This window comes from Methylomagnum ishizawai, from assembly GCF_900155475.1.
In the GTDB taxonomy this organism is placed as follows: domain Bacteria; phylum Pseudomonadota; class Gammaproteobacteria; order Methylococcales; family Methylococcaceae; genus Methylomagnum; species Methylomagnum ishizawai_A.
Window position 1 is genome coordinate 3,802,861 of record NZ_FXAM01000001.1, and the last position, 19,155, is coordinate 3,822,015.

Genomic DNA, 19,155 nt, shown 5'->3' on the forward strand with positions numbered 1-19,155 from the left:
CGGCTTTTCCATAAGAAGATAAGGATGGATCGAAGCGGCGTCAGCGCTTCATCATGTCGAATAATGAATGATGGGTTTTCCGGGGTTTTCCGGGGCTTTCCGGTACTTACAAATCATTGATTTTTCACGAAACTACCTTTCCCGAGCTTTCCCGTCCTTGCCCAAGTTTCCGCCACCGTGCTTACATAGTGGTTACATGGCATGTAAGCAGGAGGGCGGAAAAAGTGAGGATTATCAAGTCCGAAGTCAGGCGGCTACGGCCCCCGGAACCCGGCACGCCTGCTTACAAGACCGGCTTCGCTCTCTATTGGGACGACGAGCTACCCGGCTTCGGGGTGCGTATCACCAACGCCGGGGTGGTTTCGTTCGTGGTGCAGAAGCGCATCAAGGGGCGTAGCCACCGCATCACCCTGGGCAAGTTCGGCGTCCTGAGTCCCGAACTGGCGCGGCGGGAAGCCTATAAGTTCCTGCAAGCTATCGCGACCGGGGGTGATCCGATAGCGGCGCGGCAACAAGCCAAGTTGGAAGGCTTCACGCTCAAGGAAGCCGTGGACCTCTACCGACAGAGCAAGGCGCTACGCCCGGCCACCGTGGCGAACCTCGACAAGATTCCGATGTACCTGGACGACTGGATGCCGCGGCCTTTGGCTCGGGTCACGGGGGAGATGGTGCGGCAACGGCATCGCCGCATCGGGGAGGAACGCGGCGAGGCGACCGCGAACGTGGTTTTCCGGTATTTCCGGGCCGTCTGGAACTACGCACGGGCCACACAGAAGGGCGCGACGGACGCGCCGGTCCTAGGGGATTGCCCCACCCTCCGGCTATCGGAGACGGACCAATGGTTCAGCGACAAACGGCGGCAACGGTCGATCCGCCCGCACCAACTACCGGCCTGGACGGCGGCGGTGGAAGCCCTGCCCAACCCCTTGGCGCGGGATTACCTGTGGTTCCTGCTGCTGACCGGGTGTCGGGCGAAGGAAGCCAACAGCCTGACCTGGGCGGACGTGGACCTTGAGGACGCTTCCGTGTTGCTGCGCGACACTAAGAACCACACCGACCACCGCCTACCCTTACCCCCTCAACTGCTGGAACGGCTCAGGGCGCGGAAGGCCGAGCGCGTGGGGAATGTGGTGTTCCCTACCCGTTCGGGCAACTCGCCACTGCGGACGGGATACCAACCCTCGATCAAGCTGGTTGCCGAGCAATCGGGCGTGCCGTTCAGTCCGCACGATCTGCGCCGAACCTTCGCCTCCGCTGCCGAAACCCTGGCGATTCCCGCCATCACGCTCAAAAAACTGCTGAACCATTCGAGCAAGGCGGATGTGACCGCCGGTTATGTCGTGCTGAACGTGGAAGCGCTGCGGGAACCTATGCGGCGCATCGCCGATTACATCGAAGCGGCCAGTAAGGCGGGCGGGACCGTCGCACCGTTCCAGCGGAAGGCCGGGTAACGAGCGAAACCTATCGAATTCCACCGAATAAACCACGCCTAGCGAGTCGCGACGCGAAAACCGGATTCCCCCTTTCCGGCCCGGCGTGGTTCCCTTTCAAGGGGGATGGGCGCACAAGGGGGCGCTATGTTGGTTTCCTATGTACAGGACAAAACCCGCAATGCCCAGGCGAACTCATCGGACTTCTCGGTTGGGTTCAGGACGGTGTTGCGAAGGAAGTCGAGTCCGTGGCGGAAGAGGGACTTGAGGGGGCGCGACAGCGTTTTTTTTGACGGACGGGGCTGGGGCCGTCGTGGAGCAGTTCGCCGGTGCGGTAGGGCCAGGCGAAGGCCAGGGCAAGCAGGCCCATGAGCTTGGCGAGGCGCTTGGGGTCGGTGAGGTGGGTATCCTCCAAGTTGAAGCCCCTGGATTTCAAAGCGCCGAACAGGGTTTCCACTTGCCAGCGGTCGGCGTAGGCGTCGATGGCCCCGGCCTGTGGGGTGCCGGAGGAGGCGATGAACAGGAAGCCGCCGTCGTCGAGGCGCAGGGCGGAGAGGTGGACGAAGCAGCCCCACACCGGACGGCGCCCGACCAGGCGGTGGGTCTCGCCGGGCCGGAGCGAGCCGAACAATTGGTCCAAGCGCATCATCCGGTTCCAACTGTTGGGAACGCGGGTGTCGCGCTTGAGGCGCTGGTGGAAGGGAATGCCCTTCTGTTGCAGCCAGCGGAACCAGTCCTCGCCGATGAACTCGCGGTCGGCCAGCAGGGCGGCGATCCGGGCGGTGCCGAAGACCTTCAGGAAGCGCTCCATCAACGCGATGCGCTCGGCGGTGTCGGAGTTCCCCGCTTTGCCGAGGACGCTCCAGAACACCGGCACGGCCATCCCCCGGTGGGCGATCCCCAGGACCAGGAAGTTGATCTCGGCCAGGCCGAACTTCCAGTTCGTGCGGTCCAGGGTCAGCCGCCAGGGGCCGTCGCCGACCGGGACCAGCCGCACCAACAGGCGGGCGAGGACGTCCTGGTCCAACTCGAACGCGCGGAAGAAGCGCTGGAGCCGCTTGTAGTGGGACTCCACCTTGGCCGGACCGCCGAAGCCGGTGGCGAGTTCCGCCAGGTTGACGCTGCGCACCTTGAGCAGGGCCAGCAGGAAATGCGCGAGGAAGCCGATCCGGGCCCCGTGCCACGGCAGGTGCTCGGACAGGACGGCCTTGAGGTCTTGATGAGGGTCAGCCATCGGAGGTAAAAGCCGGATAGTTTACGCCTTTGGCAATCAAGCAGTTAGGTTTTTGTCCTGTACTTAGGTTGGTTTCACTTTCCGAAGCCGTCCGGCGGATTGTTCCGCTGATAGACGGCCTATCCGATTTGGCTGGATTGAGGGTTTTAGAGGGGGTTTTTGATTGGCAGGAGGCCGAAAAAAGGGGCAGGCGTTTATTGGTACGGCTGATCCATGAAAGGATTCTGCTTGCCGTCGATAACCAAGGAAAGCCGCTGGCTATATGGTTCGGTGGAGATGCGCGGTGGGCGTGCCGCCTGTACGATCTAAAAACCAAAAACAACAATTATGGGAGTTGGAGGGCCAAGGAATACGAAATTGACGAAATTTTCCTTGAGAGTGAACCGCTTGCCTGGCTATTGGATTTGCTTGGCCCGAAACCAACCTTATTTTTGGATTGGCAGCTTGCTTACGCTTGGGCAGGGAAGGAAATGCCTTCGGCAAGGCGATCTATAATCTCGCAACAAGACCCACCAGATATCCCACCCAACATAGGCGCACGTCTTACAGTAATAAGAAGGTTTATTCCAAGTCCTACCGATACTCCCACGCATGGGTTTCCTTTGTTCGAGGATGGTTCACTAGGCCGGGGGAGGCTATATTCCTGGGATGGGTTTATTGCTTTCATTCAAGACAATTTTCCCCGCGACTTTGCCAAGGTGGAAAGCTTTGGGATTGAATGGTCAATAACCGTGCCTCACTCAATACCCATCCCCGAATCTACCCCGCAAGCCGTTTGTGAAGGCTACCAGGATGGGCAACCGGCCCGACAGGAATCCGAAGGCACCAAGCCCGGCGAAGTGATGGACACCGAAGAAACTCCAAGCTCTCAATGGGCCGAACCTGCGACCATGGCGGGTAGCTGTGCCATCCTGCCGAAGTTTCCATGCTATGAGCTTACGGCCCGCGACTATTGGGCAGACATCATCATTCCGCTAGCAGAGATGCTTTATCGGGAAGACAGCCAAAGGTTCAATAAGCAAAACCTATGGCTCAAGCTGAATTCGTATCCTCCCCAAGAGGGGGGAACTTCGTTATCTGAGCGGGATAAAGGAGAATCAAAAGATAGGGAAACCATTAATCACAAATGGAGCAATGGGAAAGTTGAGGCAATCACATACGGCTCATTCCGCATGAGATGCAAAAAGTATTTTGGAGACTATATAGGGTAAAAAACGATCCATCCCGAAGAATGGCGAAGGATCGAGAAACATCACGAAGCATCTCGATTAACACCAATTAAACCCAGCCAATCCCCCTTATGATCCCCGGCAAGCGCCACCCGGCGCGAACCGTCCGGGGATTACCCGGACACCCGAACCCCCTTCAAAAGGTGTCCATATGCCGAGAACCAATACCCGCAAAAAGCCGACTTCCGCCGCGCCTGTGGCGTGCGAAGTGGTATCCCACCAACCCGCGAAAGCCCCGCGCAAGGTGCTTGACCCGGTTGCCGCCTTCAACATCTTCAACGCTGCGGCGGATGAAATCCCCCTCCCCTCCGAAGTCGCCGCGCCGATCATTGGGAAAACCAGCATCGCCGCGATGGAAAAACTCCGCTGCATCGGTGGTGGTCCCGAGTTCATCAAGATTGGGCGCAACGTGTTTTATAAAGCCGGGGCACTGCGGCAATACCTGCGCAGTCTCGAATCCCACACGGTCACCCAGTGATTGGGATAGCGAATGTATGAACGCGAAATTCTACGAAATACCCACCGATCCACAGCCGGGCGACGTGCCATGGTACGGCGCGAACCTGCTTGAGGCTGTGGTTTTCCTGCAAGCCAAGTTGATTGGCGACGGTGCGCCCATCTTCCAAAGAAATAACCGCTTGGTTTACCGGCGGCTGGTCGATGGCAAGCCGGTTTACGCCAAGCTGAAGACCAGCCTCCTCAGGCATTTATTCTGCAAGGATATAACCTTCCGAAAATTCAACGGAAAATCCTGGGAAACCTGCGAGTGCCCGTATGAATTGGCGCACGGGCTGTTGTTTTCCCCGGAGGTTTGGAGATTCCGGGATTTGGGCGGTAAGCCAGGAGATGGGAATGGCTAGAAAACCCATGATGCTCACCCCGAGAGCGGGGACAATCGCCTATATCGACCAGGGCCAGCCGTGGACAATATCGGTGATCGTCGCTGTGCGTGTGCGCTGGATTTTGCTTTTTCGCGAGGGAACCGGGGGAACCAAGGGAACCGCCTTGATTGGCGCGGCTTCCGGCGGTTCCCTCCATTTTTCGGGTGAGGGAACCCAGGGAACCACGGGCGGAACCTGGACGGCGGGGACGGGCTTGGTGTCGGTGCCGAGCAGGAGGCCAACGGCCAGGGCCGGGTACTCTGCCTTGGTCATGGCTCGGACCGAAGCGCAGGACGGGCCGGTGCCCTGGTGCTGTGCCAGGAAGCCAGCCTTGCCGGAAAAGCCGATGAAGGTTCCCTTGGTTCCCTGGAATGGAAGGATTCGATACCTCCCCATTTTGACTTTCCATCCCCGAACGCCGTCCGCCCGGCTACCGGCTTGCGTGTTTTTGCTTCGCGGCTGGATTTTGCTTTTTCGCGAGGGAACCAAGGGAACCGAGGGAACCGCCTTGATTGGCGCGGCCTCTGGCGGTTCCCTCTGTTTTTCAGGAGAGGGAACCGAGGGAACCACGGGTCGGGCTTGCGGGCGCTGGTTTCCCTTCCTGGGACAGCACCAGGGCGCGGGCCACGGCACCTGCATAACACTTACCGCGATCTCGAACGGGCGGAAATGGTTTGCGAAAACCGGATACGCGAGGCCACCCGCGCCTACCTGGAAATGGGCGGCGGCGATGCGTAGCTTGACAGCCCAGTTCCCGGCACGGCAACCTATCCGCGCTTCGGACGCATCCGGGGCCGGGCGTAGGAAACCCGAGTTTGAAAAGGCGCACAAGCGCCACAGCCGGGCGCTTTTCTTTTGCCCGGCGTTCACCTATGGCGGCTGGTGCGGGGCAGGCTTCGGCCTGGCCGGTTCCTTTTCGCCGGTATTTCCTACCCCCGAACCAGTCGCCACCAATTCCGCCGTAGGAAAGCGGCTTGGTGGCTCCATAAATCAGAAAAGGAGCCTTCCCATGTCTTCCACGCCCCCCCGCGCCCCAGTTGCGCCCGAATTTTCCCTTTTCCTGGCCGACGTTCAATCCAACATCAACAACACCCTGGGCGAAGTTTTCGCCGTCGTGGGCTTGCTGCGCGTTGCCGGTTGCGCCCTGAGCGATCTTGTAAACGGCAGGACCACGAACAACATCGGGGCCGCTGACTTGGCCCATGTGAACGACCTTGCGATCAACCGGCTTGAGGACATCGCCGACCGCCTGGACCGGCTGGAAATGGCCGTGGGTAAGTTCGGGACGGAAGGGCGGCAAACCGAAGTCAACGCGGGTGGCGACCATGGCTAGATCGTTAGTTGAGGCCGAGTACCAGGGTGTCCCGGTGGGCTTCACGGAGGACGGTTGGTTCAACGCCACCAAGGAGGCGGAACGGTTCGGCAAGTCTCCGCATGAATGGCTGAGGCTTCCGGCCACCAGGGAATACCTCGAAGCCATCGAGCGTAGATACGGGAAAATCCCTTATGTACGGACCAGCAAAGCCCGGTTGGACCGGGGCGGCGGTACGTGGCTCCATCCCCGGTTGGCCGTCCGCTTCGCCCAATGGCTGAACGTGGATTTCGCCGTCTGGTGCGATGAACAGATCGACGCCATTCTCCGGGGTGAACACGCCCATTTCGATTGGAAACGGACGAGGAGCGAGACGACCTCCACCACCAAAGTGATGCGTGAAGTTTTGAGGCTGGTCCGGTTGGATGAAGGCAAGACCACCGGGCCGCACCATTACATGAAGGAAGCCAAGCTCGTGAACTGGGCGGTGTCCGGGGAATTCAAGGGATTGGACCGGGGTTCCCTGGCACTCGACGAACTGGCCTTGTTGGCGAGTCTGGAGGAGCGCAACGCGGTGTTGCTGGGCCGGGGGATCGGCTACGACGACCGGAAAAAGATGCTCGAACAGCACGCCCTGGATTGGCGGGCCGGGCATCAAGCCAAAATCGGGAGGGCCGCATGACCGGCTTCACGCCTTGGGGATTGACACGCCCGTCCCTCTTCGCCCATGCTGGAAAAACTACTACATACAACGGGAACACCGGACCCCGCGAGCATTCCGGTATTTTTGTGCCTCGCGTCCAGCGTTCCGGGCTACTAACCCGGCACCAGGACCAGGGCACCACGCCAGTTTTCGGAATTGGCAGACTTCGGCCTACATCGGGAGATAAGGCGGCGGTTTCGACCGCCTGCGCGAATAACCGGGGCCGTTTGTATGCGGTAGTTGCCGCCGGAGTCTGCCTCCCATCCCCACGGGTGGCGGCTTCGGGTTCGATCCATTCGACCTTGGAGCAACTGCTATGAAATCCACCCCCGACCTGGGCATCCCGCCCAACCCCGCCACCCCGACCGAAATCCAGGCCAGCGTCGGCCAGATGATTTCCGAACTGTTCGATGTCCAGGCCCTGCTGCGCCTCAGCCATTTCAGCCTCGAAACCATCGCCGCCCGCGATCCCGACCGGATCGGGGTGGACGCCGACGACCTGGCCCGCGTGAGTGCGCTCGCGCTGGAAAAGCTGGAAGCCATCACCCTCCGCCTGGACGGCGTATGGCCGGTGATCGGCAGGCTCGGGGGCGGCGGCCATGGCTAGGAAATCCACGACGCCCGGCCCGGAAGCGGGCGGAATCGTCCATATCGACCACGGCCAGCCCTGGACAGCATCGATGATCGTCGCGGCGGGGTCCGGGCGGCGGCACGGCAAGGCGCTTCGCCCTTTGGATGATTTGGCGAAGAAAGGCCCCCCCAATCCCCCCGGTACCGGGGGGATTGGATACCGGGACGGGCGGGCTTCCCCCATCGCGATGCCGCGCATCGGCGGCGGGGGTGCCCCATGAAGCGGCGAATCCCCCCGACAGAAAGCAACATCCGGTCGGCGCTTTCCCATGTTTCGCCAAGCTGCGACCGCGATACCTGGGTGCGCGTGCTGGCCGCGATCAAGGACGCCCTGGGCGAGGATGGCCGGGCCATCGCCGACGAATGGAGCCAACAGGGCGACAGCTACGGCAAGACGGATTTCCGGGACGCTTGGAAAAGCGTCAAGCCCGGCGGGAAAGTCGCTGTCGGAACCCTTTGGAGATTGGCCCTCGACAACGGATGGCGACCGGACGGCGGAGAGCGCCAGGAAACCGAAGCGGAACGCCTGGAGCGCGAACGGAAACAGCGGGCGCGGGCCGGACAGGCGGCGGAACAACAGGCGGAGGCCGCGAGAAAAGCCGCGGCCAAAGCCTCCGCCTTGTGGAAGGCATCGGCCCCAGCGGCATTCGACCACCCCTACCTCGAACGCAAGCGCGTCCACCCGGTGCCCACCGTACGGGAAACCACGGCGGAACAGGCCGCTTCGATCCTGGGCTACCCGCCCCGGAGCGACGGGGAACCACTGGCCGGGCGCGTGCTGGTGGTGCCGGTCAAGATCGACGGCAAGCCCACCACGGCGGAACTCATCGACGAGGCGGGCCGGAAGACCGCCATCGCGGGCGGGTCGAAGTCGGGCGGCTTTTGGGCCGCCCAATCCGCGCCCAAGGGCGATGGCGACGGGTTGGCCCTGGCCCTGGGGGAAGGCGTGGCCACCGTCCTATCGTGCCGGGAGGCGATGAAATGGCCGGTGTTCGCCGCATTGATGGCGGGCAATTTACCCGCCATCGCCCAGACCCTACACGGGCGCTACCCGAAGGCGCGGCTTGTGGTCTTGGGAGACATCGGCGGCGGGCTGAAATATGCCGGGCAGGCGGCGCGGGCCGTGGGCGGCATCTTGGCCGTACCCGTGTTCACGCCCGAGCAAATCCAGGCATTCCAGGACCGGCAAGGCAAACCGCCGACCGATTGGAACGATCTGCACCACTTGGCCGGGCTGGACGCGGTGCGGGACCAACTCGGGAAGCTGCTGGCCGCTGGACCTGGGCCAGGAGCATCGACAGCGGTGGCGGGGGCCAAGCCGAACACCGTCGTTCCCTTCCCTGGCACTCCCAAGCAACCCCCCAAGGGCAAACCGCCCACCCCGCCGGGCGGTGGCGACGATGAAGACGAACCGGCCCGGCCCTCCTACGTGGTCCGCGAGGATTGGGGCCGCTACGGCCCGCCGGGTGTCTGGTATCACGGCTATCGGAATGCCCGCAAGGGCGAACCCGAACCACTCAACCTGTGGCTGTGTTCGCCCCTGCGGGTCGAGGCCGTGACCTGCACCGACGATGGCCGCTATTTCGGGCGCTTCCTGCGGTTCCGGGACACGTTCGGGCGCTGGCGGGAATGGGCCATGCCCATGGAGATGCTGCGCGGCTCCTGCGAGGAACTACGGGGCGAACTGCTGGCCGCTGGCGTCATGATCGACTACAACGAACGGGCGCGGCTGGCCGACTACCTGCAATGGCGCGTGCCCAAGCGCCGCATCACGGCGGCGATCCGCACCGGATGGACCCGCGACGGGCGGGCCTTCGTCCTGCCGGAGGAAGTCATCGGCTCGGAGGATGTCTTTTTCCAGGCCGAGCAGATGCACCAGGACGGCACGGCGGAACGGGGCGGCGACTTCGAGACCTGGAAAACCGAAGTCGCGGCGCGGTGCGTCGGGAATCCGGTCCTGGGGCTGTCCCTCTGCGTGGCCCTGGCCGGGCCGTTGCTCGCCAAGGTCCACCGCGATTCCGGCGGGGTCCACTGGGTGGGCGATTCCAGCACCGGCAAGACCACGGCCCTGAACGTGGGCTGTTCCGTGTGGGGCGGCGACACCTTCCGCCGGACCTGGCGGGCCACCTCGAACGGCCTGGAAAGCGCGGCGGCGGCGCTCAACGACACCTGCCTGTGCCTGGACGAAATCAACGAGGCCGACCCCCGCGAGATCGGCAGCATCATCTATGCGCTGGGCAACGGCACCGGCAAGAGCCGGGCGAGCCGGACGGGCGCGGCCCGGCATGTGTTCCGCTGGCGTCTGACCCTGCTATCGACCGGGGAACGCACCCTGGCGGCGCAGATGGCGGAAGGCGGCAAGCAGCCCAAGGCCGGGCAGTTGGTCCGCCTGCTGAACCTGCCAGCGGGCCGGAAGCACGGGGCGTTCGACGAATTGCACGGGTTCGCCGATGGCCGGGCGCTGGCCGACCACATCAAGACCCAATCCGGGCGGCACCATGGCCATGCGGGACCGGCCTTCATCGCGGCCATGCTCAAGGACGGGCGCGACTTCGGCGCGGCCCTGGCCGTGGTGGAAGCGCTGGAACATTTCCAGGCCGGGAACAGCCAGGAGGCGCGGGGCGCGTCCCGGTTCGCGCTGTACGGGCTGGCGGGCGAATTGGCCGTCGAATGGGGCATCCTGCCCTGGCCGGTGGGCGAAGGGCTCAAGGCGGCGGCGGAGGGGTTCCGCCTGTGGAAGGAGGCGCGGGGCGGCGGCTCCACCGAGGACCGCCAGATTCTACAGGCCGTCGCGGACTTCGTGTCGAAGCACGGGGACGCCCGGTTCAGCGAGAAGTCCGCCGATCCATTGGACCAGAAGCAGCCGGTTGTCATGCAGCGGGCGGGCTGGTGGATCGACTTGGAAGACGCGGGCCGGGTGTTCTTGTTCACCGCCCAAGGGCTGCACGAGGCCACGCAAGGCCACGATTTCAACCGGGCGCTGGCCGCGCTGGACGCGGCGGGCTGGATTCAGGGCCGCGACCGCAACAAGGAAGGCAAGCGGTCCAAGAAAACCGCCATCGGCAAACGCAAGCTGTGGCTGTACTGGATTCTGCCCGGAGACCTGGACGAATGAACGGCCCGACCGTGGTTCCCTGGATGCCCTTGGAGGAATGGCAAGCCCGGAATGCGCGGGCGGGGCGGGTGCGCCAGGGCGGAAATTCCGCGCAAAAAAATCCAAGGGGGGCCGACCCGTGAGCCTGTCCGAAGCGATCCAAGCCCTACGCAAGGCGGTTCCGGTTCCCTGGGTTCCCTCAGCCGAAAATCGGAGGGAACCGCCGGAAGCCTTGCCAGCCGTGGCGGTTCCCTGGGTTCCCCCGGTTCCCTCGGAAAAAAGCGGAATCCAGCCACGAAACGAAAACGCCCAACCGCTGACCGTCGAAGCCCTGGCCGCGCTCGTCGCCAAGGCGGCACGGCATCATGGGCTGGACCCCGCCGACCTGTGGGCCTTCCTGAGCCTGGACGACATCGCGGCCCTACAGGCGGGGGCACCGGACCTGCCGGGGGCGCTGTGGGCCTTCGCCGAATCCCGCAGCCTCACGGGCGACCGCACGGGCGGCGGGCACGATGCTCCCTTTCCTGGGACTGGAACCGTGGAACCCACCGGGGGCTTGCAGCCGGTACGCTGTGGCGACTGCGCGGCTTTCCAGCCCGATACCATCGGCGACGGCACCGGCATCGGGCGCTGTGGCCGGGGCATCGAACCCGGCGGCGGACCGCTGTTCCCGAGGGTGGAAAGGTATTGCCGGGGGTTCCAGGGGAATCCGTGGATGCCGGAATAGGTGGAGGTTATCGCGGAGTTCGTTCCCGGTTTGCAAACCAGGCTTGGCCGGGCTTAAACGGTGGGCAAAATCCGGCCAGAATCAAGGCTTCACCATGCATAAGTTTTTGATATAAAAAGGATTTATGGTAAAATGAACCTAAGATAGGCGGACTCTAAAACCGCCTTTTTGTTTTTTCCGATCCCGCCCAGGTGGAAAGCCGGGGCCGAAGCCCGATAGCAGGGCGGAACCGTGGTTTTTTCCTCGCCAAAACTCCGATGATCCCCGACACCGAGGCTCCAGACATCGAGGCGACGGCCTTCCTCGACCGGGAAGCCGTCGCCGATCTCGTCCAAGTCCTGCGCGATCCCCACCCTTGCGACGGTTGCGCCCACCTGCCCGACTGTGGGACCGGGAAAGCCTGCCGGGATTTCGCGGTGTTCGTGCTGACGGGCCGGGTGGAGGCCACCGCCAGGACGCCCACCACGGCGCAATACCGGCGGCTATTCCCCGAATCCCGTCCGAAAGATCGGCCTGAGTCCTAGCCAATCTCCTCAGCGCCAAGGAGATTGACAACGAGACCGGCCCGCCCGGCGCTAGCCATTGGCCTCCTGACCGGCATCGACACCAAGCCCGCCCCGCCGTCCAGGTTCCGCCGCGTGGTTCCCTGGGTTCCCTCACTCGAAAATCAGAGGGAACCGCCGGAAGCCGCGCCAATCAAGGCGGTTCCCTGGGTTCCCCCGGTTCCCTCCGAAAAAAGCGAAATCCAGCCGCGAAGCAAAAACACGCAAGCCGATAGCCGGGTGGACAGCGTTCGGAGGTGGAAAGTCAAAATGGGGAAGTATCGAATTCTTCCATTCCAGGGAACCAAGGGAACCTTCATCGGCTACTTCCGGCAAGGCTTACTTCCTGGCACCGCACCAGGGCACCGGCCCACGGTTCACCCGGCCAGAGCTTCATCGGCCAGCACCAGGAGCAAACCCGCCCGCCTTCCACCTCGACCCGCGCTTACAACCACGGCGGAACGCCCGGCGCTGGGCCGCTGGTTTCCAGCCCGGCACCAAGCCCGCCCCGTCGTCCAGGTTCCGCTGCGTGGTTCCCTGGGTTCCCTCACTCGAAAATCAGAGGGAACCGCCGGAAGCCGCGCCAATCAAGGCGGTTCCCTGGGTTCCCCCGGTTCCCTCCGAAAAAAGCAGAATCCAGCCACGAAGCAAAAACACGCAAGCCGATAGCCGGGCGGACAGCGCTCTGGGGCGGAAAGTCAAAATGGGGAAGTATCGAATTCTTCCATTCCAGGGAACCAAGGGAACCTTCATCGGCTACTTCCGGTAAGGCTTACTTCCTGGCACCGCACCAGGGCACCGGCCCGCCCTTCGCTTCGATCCGTGCCCGGTCCTGGTCGATGGCTTCCTGGGACCGTTCCGATCCGTGCGCCGAAATATGCCCCGCGCCCGCGTCCCTCCCGCCGCTTCCGACCTGATTACCACCGGCCCAAGCTTTCCCGGCCAGCACCGGCACACCGGCCTTGACCGGGGGTGTTAGAAATGTTTGGGGCTGTTAGAAAAGGATCGTTTTCCAACAGTCTGAAAATGGCCGTTTTTCGGTGTTAGAAATCTAGGGTTTTTAATTTATAACGGACAAATTAAACTAACATCGTTTTCTAACACCCTTGAGGCTTCCGACATGACCACCTTTGCCTATGGCCGCGTTTCCACCGCCGAACAGACCACCGAAAACCAGCGCCTGGAACTCGAACAGGCCGGGTACACCGTGGACTATTGGTTTCAGGATGTTGGGGTGTCGGGGAAATGCCCGGCTTCCGAACGGGCGGGCTTCCAAGAATTGATGGCGAGGATTCGCAAGGGTGAAACCTTGGTGGTGACCAAGTTGGACCGCCTGGGCAGGGATGCCGTGGACGTGCTGTCCACCGTTCACAGGCTGGCCGGTATGGGCGTCAAGGTGGTGGTCTTGCAGCTTGGCGACACCGACCTTACTTCGCCCGCCGGAAAGCTCATGCTCACCATGCTGTCGGCTGTGGCCGAAATGGAGCGGGGCTCGCTAATCGAACGCACGCAGGCGGGGCTTGAACGGGCCAAGGCGGAAGGGAAACGGCTGGGCCGGAAACCCAAGACCACGGAGGAACAGCGGGAACAGATCAAGGCGCGGGCCAGGGCTGGCGAATCCCCTTCCGTGCTGTCGCGTGAGTTCGGGGTGTCCCGCGCAACCATCATCGGATTGCGCGACGGGGTTTAGTACCCTACCCGCACCAGAACCCGCCCATTTATCTTTACCTTCTAGGGAATAGCCCGACACCGCCAATTTTTCAGAATGGATCGAGGCCAACAACGGCCAATGTTTGTGAAGGAACTCCAATTTTCCGATGGTTATCCGTAGAATTCACGTGACGCAAATCGGGCCATCATATAGACGAAAAAGCCGCATTTGCGGACAAGTCCAGGCCGGTAGCCGCTCGGACTCCAAACCCATCGTTTTGAATGACACCTAGAATGACCGACCCGAACCTCCACAAAACCCTCTGGGAAACCGCCGACAAGCTGCGCTCCAACATGGACGCCGCCGAGTACAAGCACCTCGTCCTCGGCCTAATTTTCATCAAGTACGTATCGGACGCCTTCGAGGCGCGGCGGGCGGAACTGGCCCGGCAGTTCGCCGATGTCGAGTCGGACCTGTTCTTCAGCGACGACCCGGAGGACCAGGAAACCGCCTTGGAGGACCGGGACTACTACACCTCGGAGAATGTGTTCTGGGTGCCGCCGGAATCGCGCTGGGAGACTCTGCGCGACCAAGCCAAGCAGGCGAACATAGGCCGCATCGTGGACGACGCCCTGGTCGCCATCGAGGAGGAAAACCCCAGCCTCAAGAACATCCTGGACAAGCGTTTCGCCCGCGCCCAGTTGGAGCCTTCCCGCCTGGGCGAACTGATCGACCTGATTTCCAAAATCGGCTTCGGGGCCAAGGACAAGGCCAAGGATGTGCTGGGCGAGGTCTACGAATACTTCCTGGGCCAGTTCGCCAGCGCCGAGGGCAAGAAGGGCGGACAGTTCTACACGCCCGCGTCGGTGGTGAAGACGCTGGTGGAGGTGCTATCGCCGCACCGGGGCAAGGTTTACGACCCGTGCTGTGGGTCGGGCGGGATGTTCGTGCAGTCCGAGAAGTTCGTGGAGAGCCACGGCGGGCGGTTCGGCGATATTTCCATCTATGGGCAGGAATCGAACCCGACCACTTGGCGGCTGGTCGCGATGAACCTCGCCATCCGGGGCATGGATTTCAACCTGGGCAAGGAGCCGAAGGACACCTTCGCGGGCGACCAGCACCCGGACCTGAAGGCCGATTTCATCCTGGCGAATCCGCCGTTCAACGTGTCGGACTGGGGCGGCGAGAAGTACAGCGAGGACAAGCGCTGGGTCTACGGCACGCCGCCCGCTGGGAACGCCAACTTCGCGTGGTTGCAGCACATCCTGTGGCATTTGAAGCCGGACGGTCAGGCCGGGGTGGTGCTGGCGAACGGTTCGATGTCGTCCAACCAGAACAGCGAGGGCAGCATCCGCCAAGCGATGGTTGAGGGCGACGTGGTGGAGTGCATGGTAGCCCTGCCGCCGCAGTTGTTCTTCAACACCCAGATTCCCGCCTGCCTGTGGTTCCTGACCCAGGACAAGAGCGCCCATGGCCGGGATCGGCGCGGCGAGGTGCTGTTCATCGACGCTCGCAAGTTGGGGCGGATGGCGAACCGGACGCTGCGGGTTTTCGACGGCGCGGACATCGCCCGGATTGCCGGGACCGTGCATCGCTGGCGGCAGGATGGCGAGGTCGAGGGCGAATATCAGGACGTGCCGGGCTTCTGCCGGGCGGTGAAGCTGGACGAAATCCAGGAGCATGGTTTCGTGCTGACGCCGGGGCGGTATGTGGGCGCGGAGGAAGTCGAAGACGACGACGAGGCTTTCGCCGAGAAGATGGAGCGGTTGACGGCGAAGCTGGCCGAGCAGATGGCGAAGGGCGCGGAATTGGACGGGGTGATTCGCGGGAAGCTGGCGGGATTGGGGTATTTTGTGTGAGGCACGAAGGAGGCAAACACCATGTTGCAGACGATTGAAGTGGAAATCGACGCCAGCGGCCATATCCATCCGTTAGAGCCATTGGCGTTCCCGTTGGCCGGGCGGGCGCTGTTGACGCTGTTGGATAGGCCGATGGTTGAGACGGCTTTGTTGGCGGAAGCCGCCTTGGCCGAGGATTGGCTGAAACCGGAAGAGGACGAACTAATCGAAGCGGCCTATCGCAAGGCTAGCGCGGAAGTCGATCCGGTTTGGGAATGTGCTGCTGGGGATGGATTAAGTGATGAAGCGTGGTGAGATTTACTATGCCAATCTTGATCCCGTGGTTGGGTCCGAGGTTGCCAAGCGCCGTCCTGTGTTAATTGTGAGCAATGACCGCAATAACCGGGCGGCCAGTACGGTAACGGCGGTGCCGATCACTTCGAGTATCGAGCATGTTTATCCATTCGAGGTATTCCTTGCGGCGGGCGATACTGGCTTGCCCAAGCCTTCCAAGGCGCAGGCGCAGCAAATCCGCACGTTATCCAAGCAGCGGCTAGATCATCAACCCTGTGGCCGGATCGGCCTTGAGCTTATGCGGTTGATTGACGCGGCCATCCGTTTGCATTTGGACCTGTGATAATTGGTGGGGGCGGAATTGGACGGGGTGATTCGAGAAAAGCTGGGGGCGCTCGGATATGCAGTTTAATCTAAGCAAACTCGATGACGTGGCGGAAATCATTGATTCGCTACATAAAACACCTCAATACTCAGAATCTGGCTATCCAATGGTTAGATGTACGGATGTTAAATATGGTCGATTAAATCTTGAAGGAACATTACGGGTTAGTGAAGATGTATTTCTAGAGTTTTCCAGGCGCTATAAGCCAAAAAAAGATGACATAATAATAACAAGGGTTGGTAGTTATGGAATTACCTCTCGCGTTTATGATGCTTGCTTTTGCTTGGGGCAGAACACAGCGGCAATTGTTCCAAAAAAGATAAATCCCGAGTTTCTTTATTTTGCGCTTAACTCCCCTTTTATTAAGAGACAAATTGAGTCTGCTGTTGTTGGAAGTACGCAGAAAACCCTAAGCTTAAAAGCCATTAAAGAGTTGGATATTCCAAGATTTAATGATGACTTAGAAGAAGAAATTGCGGCAACTCTTGGCGCTCTCGACGACCGCATTATCTCTCTCCGCGAAACCAACGCCACCCTAGAATCCATCGCCCAAGCTCTGTTCAAATCCTGGTTCATCGACTTCGACCCAGTGAAAGCCAAGGCCGAAGGCCGGGAACCCGAAGGCATGGACGCGGACACGGCGGCGCTGTTTCCGAGCGAGTTTGAGGCTTCGGAGTTAGGGTTGATTCCGAAAGGGTGGCAGGCAGGCATAATTCAAGAATTGTGCAGCCGTATTGAATCTGGTGGAACTCCAAAGCGTAATGAGCCATCATTTTGGGACGGCGGTATTCCTTGGCTCACCTCGTCAGAAGTAAGGTCTGTTATTCCCTTGCAAACCAATGAGTTCATAACACAATCAGGATTAGAGAGTAGTAGCGCAAAACTATGGCCTACATGGACCACGGTAATTGCAATGTATGGTGCTACTGCGGGAGAGGTATGCCTATTGTCATCGGAGATGACGGCAAATCAGGCTTGTTGTGGGTTGATCCCTAAAGTAGCTTATCGAACTTATGTATTTTTAATAGCTCGTCGCCATTCAAGAGTATTGGCAGAGAAAGCTTCTGGGTCCGCTCAGCAGAATCTCAATAAAGGTTTGATTTCCAATCATCCTGTGCTTGTACCACCCGCTAGTGTAGCAATAAGATTTGACGATGTTATATCTCCATTAGTCAAGCATTGGGTAACTAATGCTAGGCACGCTGAAACCCTAGCCGAACTCCGCGACACCCTCCTCCCCAAACTCATGTCCGGCCAACTCCGTCTACCGGAAGCCGAAACCCTGGTGGAACAAGCCGCATGAAACCCAAGGTCTACGTCGAAACTTCGGTTATCAGCTACCTCGCCGCTCGGGTGAGCCGGGATTTGATCGTTGCCGGTCATCAGCAAATCAGCCAAGAATGGTGGGATACCCGGCAGGACTGGGATTTGTCGATTTCGGCCTTGGTTGTATCGGAAGCCCGCTCCGGGGATGCCTCCGCCGCCGAGCGCCGTTTGGCCTTGTTGGAAGGGCTGCCATTGCTGAGCCTGAACGACCCGGCCATCGAATTGGCCGAACGCTTGCTCAAGGGCGCGGCCCTGCCGGAAAAGGCGAAGGAAGACGCCCTGCACATCGCCATAGCTGCCGTGCATGGCATTGATTACCTGCTGACCTGGAATTGCAAGCATATCGCCAACGCCGTCAAGCGCCCGCTGATCGAAACACTTTGCGAGATGGCGGGTTATCGTCCCCCAGTGATCTGCACACCGGAAGAACTTCTAGGAGACCGCCATGTGGAATGACCCCATCGTCGAGGAACTACACCGGGTCCGCGAGGACCACGCCGCCCGCTTCAATGGCGACCTGCGGGCGATTGCCGAAGACTTGCGCCGCGTGGAGGAAACATGGCCCGCTCCCATCATCGACCCACCCCCAAAACCGCCGATCCCGCACCGCCGGTTGCCTACCGCAGCCTAGCGATAGCAGGCCCGCCTGATGGCCGCTATCGACTCAACGGGAACGTTGCCATGAACGTGCGGATTAGGGACAAGGCGCTTTTCCAACAGCTTTCGCACTTGGATGTCCGCGCTTACCTTTCCAGCCAACGCTGGCGCGAGGAAGGACGCCTGGGCGACAAGGCCAGCATCCACGCCAAGGAGGACGCCGCCGGGCGTACCTGGGAAATCTTGCTGCCCAGCCGCGAAAACCTGGGCGATTACCCCGAGCGCATGGCCGAAGCCCTAAAGACCCTGGCCGAAGTCGAAAACCGCTCCGAACTCGCCGTTTACCGCGACTTGCAGACCTCCGGCTTCGACGCGATCCGTGCCCGCGCTCCCAGCGGCGATGCGGGAGGCACGATTGTCCTGGCCGATGGCGTCATCCTGCACGCGGAAGCGCAAAACATGCTGATGGCGGCGGCTTGTTCGGTACGCCGTCCCCAACCTGCCTACCATGTCGGCAAGAGCCTGGAGACCGTGGATTACATCCAGACGGTGCGCCTGGGCCAAACCGAACCGGGAAGCTACATCATCACCCTGCTATCCCCGGTGACGCCCACCCTCAAGCGCAACGGCCAGCAATCCCTCTTCGACGACGAGCCGTTTTCCCGGCAAGTGACCCTCCGCTTGGCCCAAGCCTGGGAAGCCTTGGCCGACGCCGCCAGCGAAGCCGCCGCCTCGGATGACTTCGCCGCCTTCCAGCAACGGGTGGACCAAGGCGTCAACGCCAACCTCTGCGAATCCATCGCCAAGCTCACCCAAACCTGTGGCGGGATCGAACTCGGCCTAAGCTGGGCGCGGGTCAGGCTCTCGCCCAAGCCCAATGTCCGCCGCCAGTTTTCCAAGGAAACCGGACGCCTCATCGAAGAAGCCGCCCGCGAATTCCGCCGCAACGAACCCCGGCTGGATTGCCCCATCGTCGGCTTGGTGCTGGGCCTGGACAGAAGGCCGGATGAATTCGATGGCAAGGCAACCTTGCAAGTCCTGGTAGATGACAAGCCGCGCCGTGTCCGGGCAGTATTCGAGCCTTCCGAATACGAAAAGGTTATCCGGGCTTTCCGGGAAAGGGCCGCGCTGGTTCTCGATGGCGACCTGTACCCGGTGGGGCAGCGCTATGAACTGAGAAACCCCAGGAACATGGCGCTCTTGGTGGATACCGACGAACCGGACAACCTGGGGCGTTGAACCAACTTCCAGCGGATTTCATTTAGGCGCAAGCCGCAAAGAG

General features: G+C 61.4%; 20 protein-coding genes. 19 read left to right on the plus strand and 1 reads right to left on the minus strand.

Translation table 11 applies throughout. The features are described 5' to 3' along the window. Window positions 1-224 precede the first annotated feature (224 nt). Window positions 225-1,451: a tyrosine-type recombinase/integrase gene (locus tag B9N93_RS16950; RefSeq protein ID WP_176225301.1), complete on the plus strand. Its 1,227-nt coding sequence runs from the start codon at window positions 225-227 to the stop codon at window positions 1,449-1,451. 196 nt (window positions 1,452-1,647) lie between these two features. Here B9N93_RS16950 and B9N93_RS16955 read toward each other — a convergent pair whose 3' ends face one another. Beyond that, a complete protein-coding gene (locus tag B9N93_RS16955) occupies window positions 1,648-2,664 on the minus strand; it encodes an IS4 family transposase (RefSeq protein WP_085213053.1) in 1,017 nt (338 codons plus the stop codon). Window positions 2,665-2,693: 29 nt separating this feature from the next. Here B9N93_RS16955 and B9N93_RS24885 point away from each other — a divergent pair, with 29 nt between their 5' ends. The 18 genes from B9N93_RS24885 (at window position 2,694) to B9N93_RS17045 (ending at window position 19,112) form a co-directional block, all read left to right on the plus strand. Beyond that, the gene (locus tag B9N93_RS24885) at window positions 2,694-3,875 is read left to right on the plus strand and encodes a hypothetical protein (protein ID WP_125469038.1); all 1,182 of its coding nucleotides are present in this window, start codon (window positions 2,694-2,696) and stop codon (window positions 3,873-3,875) included. 169 nt (window positions 3,876-4,044) lie between these two features. Beyond that, window positions 4,045-4,371 (plus strand): hypothetical protein, encoded by a 327-nt coding sequence (locus B9N93_RS16965; protein WP_085215429.1) that lies wholly within the window; start codon window positions 4,045-4,047, stop codon window positions 4,369-4,371. 16 nt (window positions 4,372-4,387) lie between these two features. After that, window positions 4,388-4,753 carry a hypothetical protein gene (locus B9N93_RS16970; RefSeq protein WP_085215430.1) on the plus strand — a complete coding sequence of 122 codons (366 nt, stop codon included), beginning with the start codon at window positions 4,388-4,390 and terminating at the stop codon, window positions 4,751-4,753. A gap of 1,030 nt (window positions 4,754-5,783) precedes the next feature. Continuing rightward, window positions 5,784-6,107: a hypothetical protein gene (locus B9N93_RS16980; RefSeq protein WP_085215432.1), complete on the plus strand. Its 324-nt coding sequence runs from the start codon at window positions 5,784-5,786 to the stop codon at window positions 6,105-6,107. Continuing rightward, a complete protein-coding gene (locus tag B9N93_RS16985) occupies window positions 6,100-6,768 on the plus strand; it encodes a KilA-N domain-containing protein (RefSeq protein ID WP_085215433.1) in 669 nt (222 codons plus the stop codon). The genes B9N93_RS16980 and B9N93_RS16985 overlap by 8 nt, the downstream gene beginning before the upstream one ends. 337 nt (window positions 6,769-7,105) lie before the next feature. Then, on the plus strand, window positions 7,106-7,396 hold the full coding sequence (locus B9N93_RS16990; RefSeq protein WP_085215434.1) for a hypothetical protein: 291 nt from the start codon (window positions 7,106-7,108) through the stop codon (window positions 7,394-7,396). Continuing rightward, the gene (locus B9N93_RS24890) at window positions 7,389-7,640 is read left to right on the plus strand and encodes a hypothetical protein (RefSeq protein ID WP_125469039.1); all 252 of its coding nucleotides are present in this window, start codon (window positions 7,389-7,391) and stop codon (window positions 7,638-7,640) included. The genes B9N93_RS16990 and B9N93_RS24890 overlap by 8 nt, the downstream gene beginning before the upstream one ends. Beyond that, window positions 7,637-10,534, plus strand: coding sequence for a DUF927 domain-containing protein (locus tag B9N93_RS16995; RefSeq protein ID WP_085215435.1), 2,898 nt, complete (start codon window positions 7,637-7,639; stop codon window positions 10,532-10,534). The genes B9N93_RS24890 and B9N93_RS16995 overlap by 4 nt, the downstream gene beginning before the upstream one ends. Window positions 10,535-10,652: 118 nt before the next feature. After that, window positions 10,653-11,240 (plus strand): hypothetical protein, encoded by a 588-nt coding sequence (locus tag B9N93_RS17000; RefSeq protein ID WP_085215436.1) that lies wholly within the window; start codon window positions 10,653-10,655, stop codon window positions 11,238-11,240. A 257-nt stretch (window positions 11,241-11,497) separates the two neighbouring features. Next, entirely contained in the window at window positions 11,498-11,764 is a 267-nt protein-coding gene (locus B9N93_RS17005) for a hypothetical protein (protein WP_085215437.1), read from the plus strand. A gap of 1,138 nt (window positions 11,765-12,902) precedes the next feature. After that, window positions 12,903-13,472 (plus strand): recombinase family protein, encoded by a 570-nt coding sequence (locus B9N93_RS17010; RefSeq protein WP_085215438.1) that lies wholly within the window; start codon window positions 12,903-12,905, stop codon window positions 13,470-13,472. Window positions 13,473-13,726: 254 nt separating this feature from the next. Beyond that, complete coding sequence (locus tag B9N93_RS17015) at window positions 13,727-15,292, plus strand: type I restriction-modification system subunit M (RefSeq protein ID WP_085215439.1); 1,566 nt, start codon at window positions 13,727-13,729, stop codon at window positions 15,290-15,292. Between the two features lie 21 nt (window positions 15,293-15,313). Further along, the gene (locus B9N93_RS17020) at window positions 15,314-15,586 is read left to right on the plus strand and encodes a hypothetical protein (RefSeq protein WP_085215440.1); all 273 of its coding nucleotides are present in this window, start codon (window positions 15,314-15,316) and stop codon (window positions 15,584-15,586) included. Then, window positions 15,573-15,908: a type II toxin-antitoxin system PemK/MazF family toxin gene (locus B9N93_RS17025; protein ID WP_085215441.1), complete on the plus strand. Its 336-nt coding sequence runs from the start codon at window positions 15,573-15,575 to the stop codon at window positions 15,906-15,908. Before B9N93_RS17020 ends, B9N93_RS17025 begins: the two co-directional genes overlap by 14 nt. 58 nt (window positions 15,909-15,966) lie before the next feature. Beyond that, entirely contained in the window at window positions 15,967-17,253 is a 1,287-nt protein-coding gene (locus B9N93_RS17030; protein ID WP_085215442.1) for a restriction endonuclease subunit S, read from the plus strand. Beyond that, window positions 17,250-17,732 carry a type II toxin-antitoxin system VapC family toxin gene (locus B9N93_RS17035; protein WP_085215443.1) on the plus strand — a complete coding sequence of 161 codons (483 nt, stop codon included), beginning with the start codon at window positions 17,250-17,252 and terminating at the stop codon, window positions 17,730-17,732. The genes B9N93_RS17030 and B9N93_RS17035 overlap by 4 nt, the downstream gene beginning before the upstream one ends. After that, window positions 17,722-17,907, plus strand: a complete 186-nt coding sequence (locus B9N93_RS17040) for a hypothetical protein (protein WP_085215444.1) — start codon at window positions 17,722-17,724, stop codon at window positions 17,905-17,907. The genes B9N93_RS17035 and B9N93_RS17040 overlap by 11 nt, the downstream gene beginning before the upstream one ends. A gap of 50 nt (window positions 17,908-17,957) precedes the next feature. After that, window positions 17,958-19,112 carry a hypothetical protein gene (locus B9N93_RS17045; RefSeq protein WP_085215445.1) on the plus strand — a complete coding sequence of 385 codons (1,155 nt, stop codon included), beginning with the start codon at window positions 17,958-17,960 and terminating at the stop codon, window positions 19,110-19,112. Window positions 19,113-19,155 lie beyond the last annotated feature (43 nt).

Coding starts and splice junctions, on each gene's coding strand:
- B9N93_RS16955 (WP_085213053.1), bottom strand. CDS start 2,664: ATGGCTGACCCTCATCAAGACCTCAAGGCCGTCCTGTCCGAGCACCTG.
- B9N93_RS17015 (WP_085215439.1), top strand. CDS start 13,727: ATGACCGACCCGAACCTCCACAAAACCCTCTGGGAAACCGCCGACAAG.
- B9N93_RS16980 (WP_085215432.1), top strand. CDS start 5,784: ATGTCTTCCACGCCCCCCCGCGCCCCAGTTGCGCCCGAATTTTCCCTT.
- B9N93_RS16970 (WP_085215430.1), top strand. CDS start 4,388: ATGAACGCGAAATTCTACGAAATACCCACCGATCCACAGCCGGGCGAC.
- B9N93_RS17005 (WP_085215437.1), top strand. CDS start 11,498: ATGATCCCCGACACCGAGGCTCCAGACATCGAGGCGACGGCCTTCCTC.
- B9N93_RS17020 (WP_085215440.1), top strand. CDS start 15,314: ATGTTGCAGACGATTGAAGTGGAAATCGACGCCAGCGGCCATATCCAT.
- B9N93_RS17010 (WP_085215438.1), top strand. CDS start 12,903: ATGACCACCTTTGCCTATGGCCGCGTTTCCACCGCCGAACAGACCACC.
- B9N93_RS16990 (WP_085215434.1), top strand. CDS start 7,106: ATGAAATCCACCCCCGACCTGGGCATCCCGCCCAACCCCGCCACCCCG.
- B9N93_RS24890 (WP_125469039.1), top strand. CDS start 7,389: ATGGCTAGGAAATCCACGACGCCCGGCCCGGAAGCGGGCGGAATCGTC.
- B9N93_RS17045 (WP_085215445.1), top strand. CDS start 17,958: ATGAACGTGCGGATTAGGGACAAGGCGCTTTTCCAACAGCTTTCGCAC.
- B9N93_RS17030 (WP_085215442.1), top strand. CDS start 15,967: ATGCAGTTTAATCTAAGCAAACTCGATGACGTGGCGGAAATCATTGAT.
- B9N93_RS17025 (WP_085215441.1), top strand. CDS start 15,573: ATGAAGCGTGGTGAGATTTACTATGCCAATCTTGATCCCGTGGTTGGG.
- B9N93_RS17040 (WP_085215444.1), top strand. CDS start 17,722: ATGTGGAATGACCCCATCGTCGAGGAACTACACCGGGTCCGCGAGGAC.
- B9N93_RS16995 (WP_085215435.1), top strand. CDS start 7,637: ATGAAGCGGCGAATCCCCCCGACAGAAAGCAACATCCGGTCGGCGCTT.
- B9N93_RS16985 (WP_085215433.1), top strand. CDS start 6,100: ATGGCTAGATCGTTAGTTGAGGCCGAGTACCAGGGTGTCCCGGTGGGC.
- B9N93_RS16965 (WP_085215429.1), top strand. CDS start 4,045: ATGCCGAGAACCAATACCCGCAAAAAGCCGACTTCCGCCGCGCCTGTG.
- B9N93_RS17035 (WP_085215443.1), top strand. CDS start 17,250: ATGAAACCCAAGGTCTACGTCGAAACTTCGGTTATCAGCTACCTCGCC.